The following is a 20,656-nucleotide window of genomic DNA, read 5'->3' on the forward strand; positions in this document are numbered from 1 at the left end:
ATGTGGATATAGAGTTTCTTGGTACAGGTGCAGGAATGCCGTCCAAACAGCGCAATACGTCAGCGCTCGTTCTAGATTTAACAGACGAGAATAAGGAAAACTGGTTATTCGATTGCGGTGAAGCAACACAACATCAATTGCTACACAGCGCCATCAAACCGAAGAAGATTACGAAAATCTTCATTACGCATTTGCATGGCGATCATATTTTCGGATTACCCGGCTTTCTTAGCTCACGTGCATTTTTAGGTGGAGAGGATCCCGTTGATCTGTACGGGCCTGCCGGTTTGAAAGAATGGTTGCAGCACACGTATAAAGTGACGGGAACGTACTTGCCTTACCAGTTGAACGTGCATGAAATCCATGACGGTTTGATCCTTGAAACGGATGAATTTACAGTCTATGCACAAGAGGTCCAACATGTCATTCAAAGTTTCGGCTTCCGTATTGAACAGAAAGAGTTGCCAGGGACATTATTAATCGACAAAGCAATCGAGAAAGGCGTTCCGAAAGGGCCTATGTTGCAGCGTTTGAAAGACGGTTTTGACATAGTGCTTGAAAATGGGCAGACCGTATACAGTCGGGACGTGACGACAGAAAAGAAAAAAGGATTTGTGATTGCGGTGATCGGGGATACATCCTATTGTCAGGCTTCCGTCGAACTGGCACAAGACGCGGATATTGTAATTCATGAAGCGACGTTCACGGATGAATACGCGGCAGGCGCAAAGGAATTTGGGCATTCGACAATCGTTGAAGCAGCAACCATTGCCAAGGAAGCCAATGCGAAAAACCTCATTGCCAACCATATTAGCGCACGCTTCATGCCAAGTGAAATGCAAGCTTTCGTAGCAGAAGGTACCGATGTATTCGAAGCCATTTCGATTGCAGATGATTTCGCGCGTTACCAGTGGAAACACGGAGAATTGATCAAGCTACAAAAAAACTAAGCATCCAGATGGGCTCACTTTCGAAGGGGACCATTAGGATGCTTAGTTTTTTATTTTGATGAACCTAATTGACGTGAGCGGCTTTCCGCACTGATTAGGCAGTCTGAGATAATCGTTTTGAAGTTGTGGTCTTCTAATGACTGCAGACCTGCTGCTGTTGTACCGCCTGGGCTCGTAACATTTTCCCGTAATACACTCGGTTCTTCGCCAGTTCTCTTTAGCATAGACGCCGCACCATAGATCGTTTGGACGATCAATTCACGCGCATCCGTCGCATCTAGACCTTGCGCTACCGCTGCTTCTTCCATCGCCTCTACCAAATAGTAGATATACGCAGGACCGCTACCTGAAAGGGCGGTTACAGCATGTAAATCATCTTCTTCGACGACTTTAACGATACCGATTGCATTCAGCAAACTCAAAATCGACTGTTGCATTCTTTCCGAAACCGCATCATTAAACGCAATACCGCTTGCTGATTTTCCGATGGTTGCGGACGTATTCGGCATCGAGCGTGCAATCGGACGTTTGCCTAAACCTTTTTCAAATGTAGCGATGGAAATTCCAGCAATGACGGAGAGAACCGTCGTATTTTCTCCAAGATATGGAGCAATATCCTCCATCACTTTCCCTACATCTTTCGGCTTCGTTGCGAGCACAACCAAGTCAACTTTTTTAATGAAATCCCGGTCTTCGCATACTTTCGTAATGCCATAACGCGACTCCAATTCATCTAAACGCTCTGTATCTGAACGATTCATCACATAGACATTGTCTTCATATATGACTCGTTTATTGACAATCCCGGCAATAATTGCTTCTGCCATTTGTCCAGCGCCTACAAATAAAATCTTTTCCATGTCTTACATCCTCCCCAAAATAAAAAAGCGCTCCCGTCCTGTGTTTCAGGACGAAAACGCTCGGTTTCCGCGGTGCCACCTAAATTTGCTGTTTGAGACAGCACAACTTCAAGTCTTCTTTATCGCAGAAGGTACGGTCGTGTTTCCACGACAGCTCGAAAGTAGGTTCGAAGGGGAGTGGGATACATGACTTGCAGCCTCGGCCATGCTCTCTTCTATCCGTCACCCGTCTACTGATCTTTCTCAATGCCCGTTCCATACTATTTTCATGATTATGTCATGTACTCAATGAAATGTCAAATTGTCGTTAGCTGCCGATGAACAAATACACAATGAATAAAACGACGACAATCGAGATGACCAACGAAACAATCTTCATCACACTCAACGGATAATTTCCAGACACTTTTCCCGTTTGTCCATTAACTATGAATTGATAAACTTTTTCCTTAAAATGAAACGAAGAAATCCAAATCGGCAATAAAATATGTTTATATGTAATGTCGGTATAATCTGTCGAGACGTTAACTACCTGTACGATATCGCCGGCTACACTGCCTTCGATTCCGTTGACGATGCCTCTTGTCATGATGTCCTTAGCTTGCGAAAATCCTTGTTGTAATGAAACAGAATAGCGCTCAGCAAGGAAACCAGACATGTATTCTACTTTATAATCGGTTAAACTCGTTAATTGGAAAGGCTGCACTTTCTGTAGCAGTTTCGGTTCGACTGTGTGTGACGCTTTGATGAGAATATCGTCAAAGAATTCACGATAAGTACCGCTTTCCTGATGCCAGCGGATTTTCTGCACTTGCTCGGTCACTTGTCTAGCCTTCCCATCCTCATAGACCGTCCGTGTTTCAGTGACGTAGTAGTAATTCCCGACATTTACGACGTATTGTGACTCTGTCTGACTGTCATACGTCCAGTACGGCAAGTAGGCACCAGATATTTTATTCATTCGATACGTTTTCTTCAATGTATTCGGTGCGAAGAAGTGTCCTTTAATCCAGTCTTTAAACTTCGCCTGCGCTTGCTCCTCGGAAACTTGGAAGGGAATTAATAACCCAGGTTGGATCCCGGCGTCGTCATTCGTGACGGATATGTGAGAAGATCCGCAAAACGAACAGAAGTCCGCGACAATATGTGCATCGAGTACCGATTCGGCTCCGCAGTTATCACAGGAGAAAACCCGTTTTTCTTCATTCCATACATGCTGAAGATTATTTCCTGCTTCATCGAAATCGAGTTCCACATGATGATCGAATGTAGCGTCAATCGGCATTTCATGGCTACAAAAAGGACATTTTAAACCGCGTGTTTCTGGATTATATTCCGTGTTACCGCCACAAGAAGGACATTTAATATTTGCAGTATCTTCTACAACTATGTTTTGTTCATCAAATGAAGTCAACGTCCATCCCTCACTTTTCGTCTAACGTCTCACCACATTCTGCGCAGAATTTTGCACCCGGCAGATTGGCATGTGAGCAAGCAGGACAAATTTTCTCTGTAACTTGAGATGTACCGCAGCTGCTACAGAACTTCGCGTCTTTTGGAATCAGGGTCTCACACTTGATGCAAGGTACTTTATCGGTTTCAACGGATTTTCCGCACTGACCACAGAACTTGGCATTTGCGTTAATCGTGGCCTGACAATGTGGACAGGATTTCGTTGCGGCTTGTGCTGGAGGCTGCGGTGCTTGGTTTTGATTCATCGCATTCGCCATCACTTGGCCCATTCCCATACCCGCTCCCATGCCGACTCCTGCACCCGCCATGCCGCCTTCATTTTGTGCGGCATCACGCATTGCTTCAGCTGCTTGATATTGCTGGTACTGTTGCATATTGCCGAGCACACCCATAGATGTACGCTTGTCCATTGCTTCTTCGACTTCTTTTGGTAAAGACAAGTTCTCGATATAAAGTGACGTAATTTCGAAGCCGAATGCAGCGAAACGAGACCTCATTTTCTCTTTACCTTGTTCACTTAATTCGTCGTAATGCATCGACAAATCCAGTGCGGGTATTTGAGACTCAGCGAATAAATCGGATAATCCTGAAATGATCATTTTCTTTAAGTGACCTTCAATAGAATTCGTGTCGTATGAACTGTTCGTTCCAAATAGCTCCCGCAAGAATACGGTAGGCTCCGATACACGATACGAATAAATTCCGTACCCACGAAGACGGATCATGCCAAAGTCCGGATCACGCATCATGATAGGATTCGATGTACCCCATTTTTGATTGATGAACTGCTTCGTATTAATGAAATATACTTCCGCTTTAAATGGGGAATTAAAACCGTATTTCCATGACTTTAATTTCGTTAGAATGGGCATATTCTGTGTGTACAAAATATGACGTCCTGGACCAAAAACGTCTGCGATTTCTCCTTCATTGACGAAAACTGCGACTTGAGATTCGCGGACCGTCAGCTCAGCGCCCATTTTAATTTCATTATTGTGCACGGGGAACTGATAGACTACTGTATGGGCATCTTGTGCTTGCCACTCGATTACTTCGATAAATTGGTTTTTGAACATATTAAAAAACCCCATTGTTTTCCCTCCCACTCGACATCATGTTGTAATTCATGCGATTTCTTGTAGTATACCATACGAAGAATAGACAAAATGGTTTCACTTTGCGTAAAATATCTTTTGGGAAATGAACAATCAAGACGTGACGCACATGTAAATAAGGAGTACAATAGACTGAACAGTCATTCATTTCATAGGGGGAACAGTATATGATCACAAAAATTATTACACCTACGCCATTTGCGGTAGGTGACGTGAACTGCTTTTTACTAAAGGGCGACACATTGACTTTAGTAGATGCAGCAACGAAAACACCAGAAGCGCGTGAAGTGTTGCAGATGAAATTAAAAGAAATGGGCTATACATTCAATGATATTGAGCAAGTATTCGTCACGCATCACCACCCCGATCACTGCGGATGGGTCGAGTTGTTCGACCGTGCGGAAATTCTTGGTCATCCATATTTAAACTATTGGCTAACACGCGATCCCGAGTTTTTGGATCGACATGACCGTTTCTATGAACAATCATTAATAGAAGAAGGCGTACCGGAGCACTTTTTGAAATGGGTGAAACGTTTCCGTCGATCTGTCGACATGATGGGAGGGCGTCCCGTTGATCGCCTAATGAATGAAGGGGACGATCTGCCGGGACATCCAGGCTGGAAAGTCCAAGAATCTCTTGGCCACGCACAAAGTCATTTATCATTGTTCAATGAAAAAGAAGGCGTGTTAATCGGTGGTGATTTATTGCTTGAGAAAGTATCATCCAATCCATTGATTGAGCCGCCATTCAAGAAAGAACAAGGGCGTCCGAAGTCTTTGCTTCAATATAATGCATCACTGGAACGGTTATTGGATTTGCCGCTGTCACTCGTCTATGGAGGTCATGGTGGCGAGATTACGAATCCGCATGCGCTTATAACAGAACGTTTGGCGAAGCAGCGCGACCGCGCGATGAAAGTACTTGCGATGCTAGATGAATCAAAAACAGTGTTTGACGTAACGAAGCTACTGTTCCCAGCAGTCTATGAGAAAGAGTTGGGATTGACGTTGTCTGAAACGATCGGGCAGCTGGATTATCTAGTGGCGGCAGAGTTAATCTCCGAAACGGTCGACTCAGCAGGAGTTCATCACTATGTCCGCATCTAAAACCGTGCTGATTACGGGAGCGACGAGTGGAATTGGGTTTGAACTAGCGAAGCGCTTGGCGGTATTGAACGAGTATCGTGTCACCGCGACAGGACGCAATGCAAAAGCGCTTGAAGAGTTACGCACACTTGGCGTAGAAGGATATTGTGCTGACTTGCGGGATGCGAAGCAACTCGATTGGCTAGTTTCTTGCATCGGCACACCGGACCTCATCGTATTTTCTGCTGGTGTAGGGAAGTTCCATCTAGCACATGAGACGACTGATGAAGACACGACCGCAATGCTCGAGACAAATGTACTCGTGCCAATGCAACTAACCGCGCGTGTAGTCCCTGCAATGATTGAACGCAAGCACGGTCATCTAGTCTACATCGGTTCACAAGCAGGAAAAGTAGCGACACCGAAAACATCGGTCTATGCCGCAACAAAACACGCACTGATCGGCTATACAAACGCCGTGCGTATGGAAGTCGCACCTTATAACGTCGACGTATCCGTCATCCACCCAGGACCAATCGACACCCCATTTATCGAGCTAGCAGACGTCACCGGCGGCTACAAACAAGCAATGGGCAGCCAGTTACTATCAGTTGACACAGTCGTGCACGCTGTCATGGAAACGATCGAGCGACCTAGACGCGAAGTAAACTTGCCAAAAATTACAGGTCTAACAAGCAGACTCTACGCATTAGCACCTAGTGCAGTCGAAACCATCGGGAAGCCGTTTTTTTATAAAAAGTAATAAGAGCGCTGTTGCTAGAAGTCGTGACGATACGGCTTGTGGCGGCAGCGTTTTTTAGAATGGGTTAGTAAAAAATGGGTTTTGTTACAGCACTCGCTATCGCGCTGGCGGATGGCCATCGTTTGGTTATGGTCATTTTCTTAACGCGTATTTATCGATAGAACAACTTAGTAGTTGATCGTAAGTGGAAGGTGGCGACTCCCGGAGGATCAGCGTGCGCCTTGAGACCCTGGACGTAGCGAAGCGGAGGAAGCGGCTCAAGCCACGCCCTCGGGAAAGCGTCCACCTGGAACGTCGATCAACGGTGCCATTCCACTCACGTTTCAATAGAATTACTAATAATATTATTATGTAAACTATAATGCACTTCATTACTAAGAAGTTGGAATATTCTATCATAAATGCTATAGTGTGAATGATAGAATTCACACAGTAGACATAAATGAATAACCTCAGAAATGTTGCAAACCTACTACGATCCAACACCCTGACACAACTCTGAGTGACTACCATTATCGGAAACTTACATTGAATGAAAAAGGGTGGGAATCGTATGCTAGCTAAAGAACACGAACAAAACATTTGGAAATACGCATTCGCAAGCGTCGCCGTCACCGTAAGTTCTCTCGGCTTTGGGCGAATGTCCTATGGAATCCTTATGCCTTTCATGAAGGAAAGCCTTGCCATGTCCTATAAACAAGCAGGGCTGCTCGCAACAACGGTATCAATTGGCTATTTACTAATGGTAATCTTCGTTGGATTGCTCGTGACTAAATACGGGGCGAAAAAGCTCGTGATTTTTGGAACGGGACTCGTTTCATTTGGACTATTTATGCTTTCATTCGTCGCTAGTTATGGCTGGACTCTTTTCTATATGCTACTGCTCGGAATAGGAACTGCTTTTACCTATACGCCGCTCATCACGATACTCGTCGGTTGGTTCCCAAGAAAGCGCGGTATGCTGATCGGATTTCTCGTTAGTGGATTGGGGCTAGGAACGCTCATTTCAAGCGCGTTAATTCCGTTTTTCACTACATGGTTTGGCGATATGGGCTGGCGCTATCTATGGTTTTTCTATGGGGCTGTGTCGATAGTTTCCATAATAATTGCGATGATCATTTTACGTGATCCGCCCATCCCGTTACTACCAAAAGAAACGCAGAAACGCTCCTTTTGGACGAAAGTATACTTAGATAAGCGCGTACTTCGTGTCGCCTTCATTTACGGACTCGTTGGTTTTGCTTATTTGGTCCCACAAAGCTTCTTGTTCAGCTATATTCTCGAAGTGGGATTGACGAAATTCCAAGCAGGTCAGATTATGGCAATTAGCGGAATTATGGCGATCTTCAGTGGTCCGTTATGGGGCGGTGTTTCTGACCGGATCGGACGAAAATCTGCGTTGCTAGCGACACTCGGAATTGGTGCAGTGTCACTCATCATTCCCGTGATTTTCCCGGTGTATGGCGGACTCATCGTTAGTCAATTCCTATGGGGTGCGACAATTGTCGGGATGCTGTCGCTTTGCCAAGCGTTATCTACAGAACAAGTCCATCCGACATACGCCCCGGTTGCACTAGGCTATGTAACGTTTTTCTTTGCGGCAGGACAATTGCTTGGGCCCGGCATTGGAGGTTGGATCATCGACCGCTTCGAGCAAATACCGCTCGCGTTAATTATGTGCAGTGTCCTACTCGCCTTGGCGTTCTTGCTGACGATTCGAATGAATGCACATGCAGCGGATGAAGATGTGACGGAATTGGAAGCGAAGCCTGTGTTGAGAAGTATTTGTATGGAGGATACTTCTGCTGAGGAATTATAGCAGCTCCCTACATTGCTTAATTAAAACATTCTGATGAACAGTAAGAGAATAATAGTTGCCGAAAAACTAGGTGCCTGCAATCCCATATGATATAGGGATTCGGTGCCTTTTTTCATGAATAATGTATATATAACAATGATAATTACACTTAATATGAAACGATTTCCTACCTGATCCGTATACATAGTATAAAACAAAATTTAGTAACCGGAAAAGAGTGTGGGATATGTTGAGTTTACTGCTATTTTCATTACTTGTAGGGGTTGTGGCGAGTGCAATTATCGTGCCATTCCTCTCTGTAAATGATAAAAAGGAACTGTTGTCTTTTAATCGGTGGGTCGCGTTCGGGACACTAACGGTGATCAGTACGATTGGCGTATTTATATTTTATTATGTGACGAATTTAGATCGCAATTGGACATCGCTGTGGGCATTGCTCCTCGTCGTCGCTATTTTAGGAGCAGTGGTTTCTCAAGGTGTGGAGCGCAAAGTCAAAATGGTTGTATCGTTGGCAGCATTACTTGTTGGAGTGTATGTGTTAAGCGCACCTCTCTTCAACGCAAATAAAAAGTATGAAACCGTAGCGATGACGGAAAAAGTAGAAATTACTGCGTTTGATGAAACGAAAACACCAGCTAGTGTGCCACCGAAGTTTGCACGCAATAAAATGAAAAAAGCATTTGGTCAAGTGCCGGATACGAGCTATTATGAACTGGGACATTTACAAATTCAAAAAGTGAATGACGAATTTGTCTATATTGCACCTGTTGAGTTTTCAGGGTTTTTCAAATGGTTTAATGGAAAAACGACGCCTGGTTATTTCACGATGAGTGCAACGGATTCATCAGATAATCCAAAGTTCATTAAAACGGAAATGGCGTATACGACGTCTTCTTACTTCCATAAAAAAGTGTATCGTAAAATGCGTATGGAAATGCCGAATTTGATTTTCTATGGAGATGTTCAATTGGAAATTGACGATGAAGGCAAGCCGCATTATATTCGCACGTATGGAGAATTCATTTCGGCGCGTAACGGATTTAACGCTAAAGGAATTGTTATGTTGGATCCTGAAACAGGTGCTACGAAGAAATATGCGTTAGAAGATGTTCCGGAGTTTATTAATGGAGCGGTTTCACCAGAAGCGGTAAGTCTTCAAAATAGCTATTTCGGGAATTATATTCATGGTTTTTGGAATTCACTTGTTGGGAAAAAAGATGTGAAGATTCCTTCCGATGAAGGAACAGAAGCGAATGTCAGTCCGATCTTTGATGCGGATGGACATATGTATTACTTCACGGATTTCACTAGTCCAAAAGAAGGTGTCGATTCCATGCTTGGCTATGCATTAACCGATGGTCGAACAGGGAAAGCGACGTATTATACAGGGGATTTGGAAGAGTCGTACATGGATTCACAAGGTGCGCTCCAGATTATTGAAAAGAAGTTTATCGAAAAGAAATGGAATGGTGAAATGCCTGTCTTGTATAACTTCTATGGTGAAGCGAGCTGGTTGACACCAGTATTGGATTCGAATGGATTCTTGCAAAACTATTTCATTGTTTCCGCTGCAAATCCTGAGATTTCTGTATTTGCCAATTCACCAAATGAGGCGTTGAAATTGTATAAAACAGCACTTCAACGTGGTGGTAGTACGGTGGATGGGAGTTCAGATGCAGAAGAAGCGAAAGCAACGATTACAGCGATGCGCGTGTTTAAGGAACGCGTCGGTGATTTTACTCTCGTTTCCATTCTCGCAAAAGACGGTCGAAACTTCCTTGTTTCATCGGAAGTCGAACCTCTTTCGATTTATGTGGAAGAAGGCGATCTGCTAACTGTAACGTATTTGGAAACGGGTGAGTTGTTCCTACCTGTGAAAGAATTGGTGAATAACAGTGTGAAATAAATAAGTGTGAAATGGCCTGGCAGCGCATTCGCGTTGTCAGGTTTTTTTATTTTTTATAAAGTAATCTTGTTATTTTACATAAAAAGACATTACGTTTCCAAATTATCAAAAAAGTACATATATTCATACAGAATGTATTGAATAGCTAAATGAACTATGGTAAAGTGGGGGTGTTCTGGTGGGATTGATTATATATTGTCAAATGAGGAAGTCCGTTGTTAAATAGGACAATACTGACAATTTATATTTACTATGTTCATTTACTAGATGCTAAATTTACTAACTTCATGTATAGGGGTGATGAAATGGCTGATAACAATAATCCAAAAACAGAAAGCCATGATCCAGGGCGTAGAAATTTTCTGAAAAACACCGGTCTAGTTGTAGGTGGCGTAGCAGGTGGATCTTTACTAGGTGGTTTATTTACGAATCAGATGAAATCAGATGACGGGAAAAAGGGAACAAGCGATGAAACAGCCAAAGTGGATCCGTCCCATGCTCGGGTATTTTTCGGACGCTTTGAAGACTTTATCGTGCTGGCAGCGGCTACAGAACTGATTTTCCCTGAAGACGACAACGGCCCTGGCGCTATCGGTTTAGATGTACCGTATTATATCGATAAACAACTGGCAGGGACGTGGGGCATAAATGGCGACGACTATCGTCAAGCGCCTTTTACCAATTTGGAAGGTTTGAAGAAGATACAAAAAGATGATGAAAAAGTCAATCATGCACGAGCGAACCGAGGAAAAATTTTCTTGGAAGGATTACGCTTGATGAATGCGGAAAGCATGAAGCGCTTTGACGCTTCTTTTGACCAAGCAACTGAAGAGCAACAACATGAGATCATGGGCGATCTGGCAGAGGGAAAACTCGACATGAAATCTACTCCTTCTGACGCGTTTTTTGCGCTTCTTAAGCAAGCAACATTAGAAGGTGCGTTTTCAGATCCTTTATATGGTGGCAATAAAAACATGGACGGTTGGCGTATGAAAGAATTTGCTGGTGCTCGACCATCGTATGCAGACGTCATTGAAAGTGAAGAATTTGTTAAACTAGATCCCATTAGTTTGACGGACTATCATAGAAAGAAATAAATTCAACATTTTCAGGAGGTAGAAGATATGGCTGAAGAACTAAAAAAAGTGGACGTTGTCATTGTAGGTACGGGCTGGGCAGGTGGAATTACGGCTGCTGAACTGACAAAAAAAGGCTACAAAGTAGTGGCGCTTGAGCGAGGCAAAGAACAATCACGCGAAGATTTCATCGGAGCGAAAGATGAATTAAAATATTCCATTCGTTACGAAATGATGCAAGATTTATCCAAAGATACCGTGACGGCGAGAAGTAGTATGGATGAAACAGCGAAGCCGGTACGCAATAATAACTACGCACGTTTTGGGAATGACACAGGCGGGGCCAGTGTTCATTGGAATGGCGTAAGCTTACGTTGGTTACCTTACGACTTCGAGATACATAGTCAAACAGTTGAAAAATACGGTGCTAAAAAAATTCCTGAAAACTGTACAATTCAGGACTGGGGCGTTACGTACGATGACATGGAGCCGTATTATGATAAATTTGAAAAAACGGCTGGCGTTTCAGGAGAGGAAAACCCTGTCGGACCTCCACGTTCGGATAAGTATCCCAACCCGCCTTTGAAGACTACTCCGTCGATCGAGTTGTTTAAAAAAGCTTCGACAAATCTTGGGTACCACCCGTATCGTTTACCAGCAGCGAATATGTCTGAGACCTATACAAATCCAGACGGTGAGACGATCAATGCGTGTATGTATTGTGCGTTCTGTGAAGAGTATGGATGTGATTTCGGTGCCAAAGGTGATCCAATCGTTACGGTATTGGAAACCGCGAGAAAGACCGGCAACTTTGAAATTCGTAATGAATCTACAGTAACAGAAGTTATTCATGACGGAACGAAAGCAATCGGATTGAAGTATATTGATAACATCACAGGTGCTGAATATATTCAGCCTGCAGATATTGTCGTGTTAGCCGGTTTTGTTTTTACAAATAATAAACTATTATTAAAGTCTAAAATAGGCAAGCCATACAATCCGGAAACACAAGAAGGCGTGATCGGGAAGAACTTTACAGGTCACTTTAGTAATATTAGTACGTACATCGGTGCACGCGGCTTCTTTGATAATGAAAAGTGGAATTTATCGATGGGTACAGGGGCTCTGGGAGCAAAAGTGGATGACTATGCAGGTGATAACGTAGACCATACCGACCTGGACTTCTTGCATGGGTATGAAATTCGTTACTATCATTTAGGGCAACGTCCAATTGATAATAACCACGTTCCAGAAGGCACGCCTGCTTGGGGTAAAGAATACAAAGAGAAAAACTTGTTTTATCATAACCGCAGTTTAATCATTCGAGCGAAAACTGCTTTCCTGCCTAACCGTTATACGTATCTAGATTTAGATCCTACGTATAAAGATGAGCTAGGTGATCCATTGATTCGTGCTACGGTGCACTATGAAGAGCAAGATATTAAACGCGCGCAGCACGGCGTGGAAACGTGTAAGGAAATTATGACAGAAATGGGCGCGGATATTATTGATCTAGTTGACGTGCCGGATGATGTGAAGTTTGACAGCAAGTTCTATACAAACCACTTCCTCGGTGGTGCGATCATGGGTGAGGATCCCGAAACATCTGCTGTCAATACGTATTCGCAAATGTGGGATATGGAGAACTTGTTTGTGCTTGGTGGATCTTCCTTCCCGCATAACAGTAATCATGACCCGACTGAAACAATCGGTGCATTCGCTTACCGTGCTTCAGAAGGTATGATCGAGTACCTTGGCGGTGAAGGTGGCTTATTAGTAGAAGCTAAACAAACGAGCAAAGCGTAAGTTCACAACAGTATGTGTATGAATGTATTGTTATCATAGCCTAGCGTCGCCAATGCGATGCTAGGCTATTTATATACGTTACGATTTCAACTTCGCAATCTCTTCTTCGGTCAAGTAACGCCACTGACCGCGTTCAAGTGTTCCAAGCTCAATATGCTTGATTCGCACCCTTTGCAAATGCGTGACGGTATATTGAAATCGTCTACACATTCTACGGATTTGACGATTTAAACCTTGCGTCAATAAGATGCGAAACGTACAGTCACTTAAACGCGTAACGGAACAAGGGGTTGTCGTTGTATAGCTTTTTGTTCTGGGATTATAAATATCTACACCGTTTGATAGATCTTGTATAAACGTATCCGTGATTTTTTTATTGACAGTTACAACATATTCTTTTTCTTGCTGATTTTCTTCTTTCATTAAATCGTTTACAATACTGCCATCATTGGTTAATAAAATGAGACCTTCCGTTTCTTTATCTAGCCGTCCAACGGGAAATAAACGTTCAGGATAGGAGACGAAGTCGATAATATTCCCCGCAATAGTAGGGGCAGCGGTACATGTGATCCCGCTCGGTTTGTTAAGTATCATATAAATATCTGGTGCTGTGTGCCTGATAGTGTGACCGTCTACTTCAACATGATCACCCTCTTCAATAAAGCAAATAGGGGACGCAATCTCACCGTTTACTAGCACCTTTTTAGCTGTAATATAGCGCTCCGCTTGTCTTCTGGAACAGAAGCCGGCAGAACTAATGAATTGATTCAATCTCAACGTGTTCGCTCCTTGTCTATCTAGACGTTTCTTTTATTATACCATGTTAGCTACTGCGTAGAATGACTTCGTGTGGATTGCTATGTAGAAGGGAATCCACTTGAAGCTTCATTTTCTTTACAGTATGTAGAAAACACACGGTTATATTGTAATAATGGTATATCATGCGTAAAGACGAAAAATATAAGTGAATTGCCAAACTTAGAGATCAAGAGGTGCTATCAATGAATATTAAATTCATACTATTAACCGAACCAACCCCCAAGCTTGTGAATACATTTAACCGATGGGGGAACGACGTGAATTTAAAAGCCTTGTCGCAACCTAATCGAAGTAAAGCAGAATTGGAACGGGAAACTTTTTTGACTATAGAAGATATACGCCATCGTTTAGAATACCAACATGTATACCTGATGTATTTGGACAATCGGCTAATCGGTGAAATGAGTTTTACCGTCGATCCAGGTCATCTAATTAACAAGAATTCAGAAACGGCATGGATTAGTATTGTGATTGGTGAGCCTGCATGCCGTGGGAAAGGAATCGGTATGATCGCTTTGGAGTATTTGGAAGAGCAAGTGAGAAAGTATGGTCTTAAGCGAATGGAGTTAGGTGTATTTGAATTCAATAAGCCAGCGTTGAAGCTTTATCAAAAGTTAGGGTATCAAGAAATGGGACGTATAGAAGAATTCACGTATTATGAAGGAAACATGTGGGCGGATATTCGGATGGAGAAGTGTGTTTAATATTTGAGCGAAGATCTTCTGAGTCTTTAATTTATGAAATAAACATTTGAGTTGCTTTTTTATTTAATCTCTGTTATATTTAAAGAGTATTATCTTTGTTCTTTTTCAGATCGAGAATATATTTCATGGAAATATATTTTGTTTTTCGTCTAAAGTTTTGAGCAAGTATAGTAACTTATTGTGTGGACAACCGCACTAGGAGGCAATTAATTATGGAACAAGGTACAGTAAAATGGTTTAACGCAGAAAAAGGTTTTGGCTTCATCGAACGTGAAGCAGGGGAAGACGTATTCGTACACTTCTCAGCAATCCAAGGCGAAGGTTTCAAATCTTTAGACGAAGGTCAAAGTGTAACATTTGAAATCGAACAAGGACAACGTGGCCTACAAGCTACAAACGTTCAAAAAGCTTAATAACAGCTTGAAAGAGACCCTACTTGTGGGGTCTTTTTTTATTTGGTAAAATTTATGTAAGGTATTTATTATATCGATTATTCGCACACGATTGGAGTGTCAATATGGAAGTAGTCTATATTGCAGGTGGTTGTTTATGGGGAGTACAGGCTTTTGTTAAAACCTTACCCGGCGTGACACGTACGGAAGCGGGAAGGGCGAATGGATCCAGTCATACACTAGAAGGCGATTATGATGGGTATGCTGAATGTGTGAAAACAGAATTTGATCCTACAGTGGTCACCATTACGGAACTAATGGAGTATGTATTTGAAATCATTGATCCGTATAGTATGAATAAACAAGGGGCAGACGTAGGCGAGAAATACAGAACCGGCATTTACAGTGAAAATCCCGAACACTTGATAGAAGCGCAAGCGTTTATTAGGAAGAGAAGTGATGCGGACCGTATAGTGGTAGAAGTGCTACCGCTTACAAATTACGTGAAAAGTGCAGACGAACATCAAGACAGACTGGCTACATACCCGACTGATTATTGTCATATACCTAATAGATTATTAAACAAGTATACGAATGAAAGATCCTGACTTGAAGCTAAACTGATTAAACGTACTGATTGACGAGTTGGTTTTTACTAGACTCGGTTGACAAAACTTTCTTATTTGCGTAACAAAGTTTACAGTAGAGAGATCAAAGGAGAGTGACATACAGTGAAATATTGTAACACGTGGGATTTAGATAGTATTTTTGCGGGCGGAACCAATTCAGAGGAAGTACAAACAAAACTTTTAGCTGTCAAAGAAGATATTGCTCTTTATGCAGATCAGTTACACGCTTGGAATCATGATCCCGATACCGACGCCTCTGCTTTGCAAGATCTATTGAAAAAACAAGAAGTCATCGGTAAAGGTCTCGGCCAAGTAGGAACATTTATCAATATGTGGCGTGATGCCTTTATGGATGATCCTTATGCAAGCGTTGTCAAAGGGCAAGTAATGGAGTTAAGCAGTGAAATTCAGCAATTATCTACGCTCTTTACTAAAAAATTGGTAGCGATCTCGGATGAGAACTGGCAAACACTTCTTGCAGACGAAACTTTACACGAAATCAGTTTTTCATTAAATGAAATACGGGAAGAAGGTAAACGTCTATTATCTGAAGCGGAAGAAAAGTTGATTGCTAAACTAAATAAAGACGGTCTTGCCGCGTGGAGTGATCTATACAATACAGTAGGCTCCACTATGACCGTTCCTTTTACAGATCAAGACGGTAAAACTATCGACTTGTCTATTGGGCAAGCGATGAACAAAATGTACGCGGACTCTGATGCGGAAGTGCGTGCAGCACTTTTTGAGAATTGGGAACAGACTTGGTCAACGAATGGACCGATCTTTGCAGATATCTTGAATCATTTAGCGGGGTATCGCTTAACGTTACAAGAAGTTCACGGAAGAGAAGGCCATTTAGAAGAGCCACTTGAATATAACCGGATGTCTGAAGATACGCTGACTGCGATGTGGTCCGCAGTAGACGCGCAGAAGCAAACATTTATTGAGTATCTAGGAAGAAAAGCGAGCTATTTGGCATGGATCAGCTCGGTTGGCAAGACGTGGCGGCCCCGGTTGCGGTAGGCGAAACCAAGCCAACACGTTTCACATACGATGAAGCTTGTGATTTTATTATGGACCACTTCGCTTCGTTTGGTCCAAAATTAACGAAGTTTACGAAACACGCACTGGAAAATCGTTGGGTGGAAGCAGAAGATCGCGCAAACAAACGTCCAGGTGGCTATTGCACCAGCTTGCCTGAATTTGAAGAGTCTCGCATTTTCATGACTTTCACCGGTTCACCAAGTGATACGAGTACATTAGCACATGAATTAGGCCATGCATTTCATAGTCACGTAATGAAAGATTTACCGGCACTAAACCGCAATTATGCGATGAATGTTGCAGAAACAGCGAGTACGTTTGCTGAAACGATTATTGCGGATGCTACGGTGAAAAATGCTGCATCGAATGAAGAAAAAATCTCTCTACTAGCCAATAAATTAGAAGGTGCTACCGCAATGTTTTTAAACATTCGGGCTCGCTTCTTATTTGAAGACCGCTTTTATACTGAACGTGCAAAAGGTATTGTATCAGAAAATCGTCTGAATGAATTAATGGTAGAAGCACAAAAAGAAGCATTTGGTTCCAGTCTATCCTCTTATCATCCACATTTCTGGGCAGCTAAGTTACACTTCTTTATTGATAGTGTGCCGTTTTATAACTTCCCGTACACATTTGGCTACTTGTTCAGCTTAGGAATCTATGCAGAATACTTGAAACAGCCTGAAGGGTTTGAAGAAAAGTATATTGCGCTGTTGCGAGATACAGGATCGATGAATGTAGAAGATCTAGCGAAGAAACATTTAGATGTAGATATTACGAAAGAGGATTTCTGGGCAGCCGGCATTGCGTTAGTTGCCAAAAACGTAAAAGAGTTTATTGAACTCACGCATACCGTACAGAAGTAACTTTGAATGCAAAACTCCCGCTCCTTTTATAAGAAGCGGGAGTTTTTATTTGTTTTACTTATGTTCTTGCTGGCTGAACTGATCCATTATGTAACCAACTACCGCTGCGACGAACGCTGGGATCGCCCACCCAAGTCCTTGTTCGAAAAACGGGATAATGTGTAACCACTCGGTAACGCGATCCAAACTGTACCCCGTGCTAGTCAATACTTCGTATAACGCAAAAATAGTGGTAATGGATATGGAAAGCCGATACATCATCTTTCCGCCACCTACAATATGTTGGATTAAAGACAGAATGATTAACACGATAGAAATCGGATAAATAAATACTAATAAAGGGATGGCCAATGCTAAGATAGCATTTAATCCCAAATTAGATACTAATAGGGCGAACAATACAAAAATAGCCACATATGCCTGATAACTAATCTTCGGATATATTTCATTGAAGAATCTTGAACAGGCATTGATTAGACCGACACAAGTTGTTAAACAAGCCAGCATGACGATGATTCCGAATAAAAGTCCACCACCGCTTGGGAACAACATGCTAGCTGCTTCTGTTAATACTTCAGCACCGTTTCCAAAAGTTCGTTCTTTTGGAATCACTTTGCCGATCCATCCTAGAGAGAAATAGACAGTGGCCAATCCGATGCTAGCTATGATGCCAGCGCCAAACGTGCCTGTAACCAATTCCGACTTCGACCTTGATCCTTTATCTTTCAAAGCGTTGATCACGACAATCCCAAACGCCAGCGCTGCGACGGCATCCATCGTGAAATAGCCTTCCAAAAACCCGTTAACAAATGGAGCTGACGCATAATCTGCTTTCGGAGCAGAAGAAATATTATCAAACGTGATAAACGCTTGGACGACTAGCACTCCTAAAACCAATAATAGAATAGGTGTTAAAAATTGTCCGATTCGATCTACGATTTTTTTAGGGTTTAAACTGATATAGTATGTCAAAGCGAAAAATAGGATAGAAAATACAAGTAAAGGGAGACTGCCATCCACTTGAACTATTTGTTTGAATCCTAACTCATAGGCAACATTTGAAGCCCTTGGTATTCCGTAAAAGGCGCCAATAGACATATAGATGATAATCGCGAAAACTATTCCGAACACTTTATGTACTCGGCTACCCATCGATAATAGACCGTTATCGGACAAGGCGATCGCCATGACTGCCATGAATGGTAGTAGAACGCCTGTAATGAGGAAGCCGGCAATAGCAGGGACAAAGTTCGTTCCTGATTCTAACCCGAGAAATGGGGGAAAGATGAGATTTCCTGCTCCGAAAAATAAAGAGAAGAGCATGAATCCTGTGAATAGTATGTGTTTTTTACTCATTAGAGTACCTCCTGATGTTGATCTAGAAAAATTGAACGTATATAAGATTGAAATATAGTGTAATTGTAATATAGAATATTGAGACTTTGCAAAATATAACGTGAATTATGTCGATTATTTTATCGACACCGTTGATGTTGTCCTATATATATCACTCCAATAATGATTTCGACCCTCTAGTGCAGTGGGCTTCTTCAATTTACACGTGTGTTTTTTTGCGCATAAAAAACTCGCCCCTTAAATAGGGACGAGTTGTACTCGCGATACCACCTATGTTTCAAAAAGCTCCGTAAAACGATGAAAGTTCAGACTGTCAATCATCGTACGATTAAACGTGTTCCATGTAACGTTGGAAATCCGGCAAAACTTACTATTTTCAACTTTGCATCTAGGAGATGATTTTCGGATAGGATCTGTCCATCGACTTTCACCAAATGCCGACTCTCTGTGGAACAAGTTGCCTATCGTACTTTTTCTCGTCATTGAATATTATATACTACAATACAATTTAACAGACAACTAGTTGAAAGGTCAATACCTTTTACTATATTCGGAATATTATCGCGACATAATTTGCTGGAATAGCGGGAATATTCATCCGTATCTAGAAATTCCTTACTTAGTTTGCCTAATTCTGAGAAAACTCATCACTACACACCGACTTCAAGGGCTTTTTCTAGTTCATACGTCTCCTTACGATTGAATAAGTAATGCCAAGATTAACGTAGAAACACTCAAAATACATGTCATCGTTCGTACGTTGTTCAGCATGGTCCAACGGGATTCAAAGCGGATTCTTAATTCATTCCATGTAGTAGCGCTTGTAGGTAACTCTGCAGAAATTATGGCTTTATTTAACGGAAGATTTCCTAAGAAAGTGATCAGTAACGTAGCGATATAAAAGGTTAGCGCAATAGATCCCAATAGGATTTGATTAAAATGTTGCGATGAAACAGCTACTACGACAAATCCGATTTGTGCTATGAGGGCACCATTTGAAATGACGAGGAAAAGCGGATTGGCTACGGATGAGGTCAAGTGTCTAATGGCGAGCACGAAAGTACGGTCATCTGATTTACGTAAACCCGGCATGACAGAGTTGGCATATGCAAAGACAATTCCAGCCATCATTCCAGTTGTCAAAATAGAAAGACCCGCTAAGACTTTGAAGAGTGGCGATTCATTGTCTCGGTCTTGTACATTCTGAACTGGCAGCGATCCGTCATGTAAGGCAACGGCGTTCAGCTCACTGTGGGGTACATGGTCTGAAGCAAGAGCGATCGACGGAATCAGCAACATGCAAAGAGTGACTAAGACTGCACGAAAACCTGTATATAATCCATTCATAGGTATTCAACTCTCCTTTATTGTGTGCAAGTTATGCATGATCGTGATTGGGAAGTAAATGAGGGATGGCTGTTTGAATAAATTCTTCTGGTGTAATTTCGTCACTCTTTCTTTTCCATTCTACAGAAGCTCCGTAAATTCCCCAACTTAAGATGACAGCTGTAATTTTCAACCCTTCATCTTCTTCTGAGTGATGTTGTTTTAACAGCATTCTATAAAAAATGATTTCGAGTTGTTCTCTAATATTCCGAGCAATCGTTTCTTCGTATCCTCTGTGACAACGATTCGATAAAGACTTTTGGAAGTTGGTGATCGCTACAAAAATACTTGTGATCGCATCTTCATTTAATTCGTCTTGTGGATAATTGCTGCCATCCAAATTGATCCATAATACTTCAGATAAGACTTTTTCCAATAAGTCATATATATCTTCAAAGTGATAATAGAACGTCGCACGATTAATCATCGCTTCAGCTGCAATATCTGTGATGGTAATATCTTTAAATTCTTTTTTACTCGACAGTTCCATAAAAGAATCCATGATTAATTTACGGGTTCGTTGAATTCGTGGGTCAATCTTTGGTTGATTCATGTTGACTTCCCTCCTACTTTTTCAACAATTTCATCCATGTGTTGTATAAGC

At 42.2% G+C, this 20,656-nt stretch carries 17 protein-coding genes, 1 pseudogene and 1 other annotated feature; of the genes and pseudogenes, 11 read left to right on the plus strand and 7 right to left on the minus strand.

Translation table 11 applies throughout. From position 1 onward, the window contains the following. Positions 1–2: 2 nt before the first annotated feature. A complete protein-coding gene (gene rnz, locus SporoP17a_RS00515; protein ID WP_083030809.1) occupies positions 3–950 on the plus strand; it encodes a ribonuclease Z in 948 nt (315 codons plus the stop codon). Between the two features lie 50 nt (positions 951–1,000). On the opposite strand, the gene proC is transcribed toward rnz, so the two are convergent. The 3 genes from proC to SporoP17a_RS00530 form a co-directional block, all read right to left on the minus strand. Continuing rightward, entirely contained in the window at positions 1,001–1,810 is an 810-nt protein-coding gene (gene proC, locus SporoP17a_RS00520) for a pyrroline-5-carboxylate reductase (protein WP_083030821.1), read from the minus strand. A gap of 307 nt (positions 1,811–2,117) precedes the next feature. Next, the gene (locus tag SporoP17a_RS00525) at positions 2,118–3,224 is read right to left on the minus strand and encodes a TFIIB-type zinc ribbon-containing protein (RefSeq protein WP_083030824.1); all 1,107 of its coding nucleotides are present in this window, start codon (positions 3,222–3,224) and stop codon (positions 2,118–2,120) included. A 10-nt stretch (positions 3,225–3,234) separates the two neighbouring features. After that, the gene (locus SporoP17a_RS00530) at positions 3,235–4,374 is read right to left on the minus strand and encodes an SPFH domain-containing protein (protein ID WP_083030827.1); all 1,140 of its coding nucleotides are present in this window, start codon (positions 4,372–4,374) and stop codon (positions 3,235–3,237) included. 191 nt (positions 4,375–4,565) lie between these two features. Between SporoP17a_RS00530 and SporoP17a_RS00535 the strand changes: the two genes are divergently transcribed. The 6 genes from SporoP17a_RS00535 to SporoP17a_RS00560 all read left to right on the plus strand — a co-directional run bounded on the left by SporoP17a_RS00535 (position 4,566) and on the right by SporoP17a_RS00560 (position 12,856). Beyond that, positions 4,566–5,507 (plus strand): MBL fold metallo-hydrolase, encoded by a 942-nt coding sequence (locus SporoP17a_RS00535; RefSeq protein WP_083030830.1) that lies wholly within the window; start codon positions 4,566–4,568, stop codon positions 5,505–5,507. Beyond that, positions 5,494–6,249, plus strand: coding sequence for an SDR family NAD(P)-dependent oxidoreductase (locus SporoP17a_RS00540; RefSeq protein WP_083030833.1), 756 nt, complete (start codon positions 5,494–5,496; stop codon positions 6,247–6,249). The genes SporoP17a_RS00535 and SporoP17a_RS00540 overlap by 14 nt, the downstream gene beginning before the upstream one ends. Before the next feature lie 553 nt (positions 6,250–6,802). Then, complete coding sequence (locus SporoP17a_RS00545) at positions 6,803–8,068, plus strand: YbfB/YjiJ family MFS transporter (RefSeq protein ID WP_167693350.1); 1,266 nt, start codon at positions 6,803–6,805, stop codon at positions 8,066–8,068. Positions 8,069–8,294: 226 nt separating this feature from the next. Further along, positions 8,295–9,974 (plus strand): hypothetical protein, encoded by a 1,680-nt coding sequence (locus tag SporoP17a_RS00550; protein ID WP_083030839.1) that lies wholly within the window; start codon positions 8,295–8,297, stop codon positions 9,972–9,974. Positions 9,975–10,279: 305 nt separating this feature from the next. Next, a complete protein-coding gene (locus SporoP17a_RS00555; protein ID WP_158233745.1) occupies positions 10,280–11,071 on the plus strand; it encodes a gluconate 2-dehydrogenase subunit 3 family protein in 792 nt (263 codons plus the stop codon). A 27-nt stretch (positions 11,072–11,098) separates the two neighbouring features. Continuing rightward, on the plus strand, positions 11,099–12,856 hold the full coding sequence (locus SporoP17a_RS00560) for a GMC family oxidoreductase (RefSeq protein ID WP_083030845.1): 1,758 nt from the start codon (positions 11,099–11,101) through the stop codon (positions 12,854–12,856). A gap of 78 nt (positions 12,857–12,934) precedes the next feature. Here SporoP17a_RS00560 and SporoP17a_RS00565 read toward each other — a convergent pair whose 3' ends face one another. After that, entirely contained in the window at positions 12,935–13,633 is a 699-nt protein-coding gene (locus SporoP17a_RS00565) for a pseudouridine synthase (protein ID WP_083030848.1), read from the minus strand. 224 nt (positions 13,634–13,857) lie between these two features. Here SporoP17a_RS00565 and SporoP17a_RS00570 point away from each other — a divergent pair, with 224 nt between their 5' ends. The 4 genes and pseudogenes from SporoP17a_RS00570 to SporoP17a_RS00585 all read left to right on the plus strand — a co-directional run bounded on the left by SporoP17a_RS00570 (position 13,858) and on the right by SporoP17a_RS00585 (position 17,310). Further along, positions 13,858–14,379, plus strand: a complete 522-nt coding sequence (locus tag SporoP17a_RS00570; protein ID WP_083030851.1) for a GNAT family N-acetyltransferase — start codon at positions 13,858–13,860, stop codon at positions 14,377–14,379. Positions 14,380–14,591: 212 nt separating this feature from the next. Further along, positions 14,592–14,792: a cold-shock protein gene (locus SporoP17a_RS00575; RefSeq protein ID WP_029054604.1), complete on the plus strand. Its 201-nt coding sequence runs from the start codon at positions 14,592–14,594 to the stop codon at positions 14,790–14,792. A 104-nt stretch (positions 14,793–14,896) separates the two neighbouring features. Next, positions 14,897–15,379 carry a peptide-methionine (S)-S-oxide reductase gene (locus SporoP17a_RS00580; protein WP_083030854.1) on the plus strand — a complete coding sequence of 161 codons (483 nt, stop codon included), beginning with the start codon at positions 14,897–14,899 and terminating at the stop codon, positions 15,377–15,379. Between the two features lie 123 nt (positions 15,380–15,502). Then, positions 15,503–17,310, plus strand: a pseudogene (locus SporoP17a_RS00585) (M3 family oligoendopeptidase). Between the two features lie 54 nt (positions 17,311–17,364). Here SporoP17a_RS00585 and brnQ read toward each other — a convergent pair. The 3 genes from brnQ to SporoP17a_RS00600 form a co-directional block, all read right to left on the minus strand. Further along, positions 17,365–18,666: a branched-chain amino acid transport system II carrier protein gene (gene brnQ, locus SporoP17a_RS00590; protein WP_083030856.1), complete on the minus strand. Its 1,302-nt coding sequence runs from the start codon at positions 18,664–18,666 to the stop codon at positions 17,365–17,367. A 240-nt stretch (positions 18,667–18,906) separates the two neighbouring features. Continuing rightward, positions 18,907–19,158 (minus strand) — a binding site (T-box leader). Between the two features lie 201 nt (positions 19,159–19,359). Further along, positions 19,360–20,013 (minus strand): anthrone oxygenase family protein, encoded by a 654-nt coding sequence (locus SporoP17a_RS00595; RefSeq protein ID WP_237262353.1) that lies wholly within the window; start codon positions 20,011–20,013, stop codon positions 19,360–19,362. Between the two features lie 31 nt (positions 20,014–20,044). After that, complete coding sequence (locus SporoP17a_RS00600) at positions 20,045–20,605, minus strand: TetR/AcrR family transcriptional regulator (protein ID WP_083030859.1); 561 nt, start codon at positions 20,603–20,605, stop codon at positions 20,045–20,047. Positions 20,606–20,656 lie beyond the last annotated feature (51 nt).

It is taken from the genome of Sporosarcina ureae, from assembly GCF_002082015.1.
GTDB classification, from domain to species: domain Bacteria; phylum Bacillota; class Bacilli; order Bacillales_A; family Planococcaceae; genus Sporosarcina; species Sporosarcina ureae_A.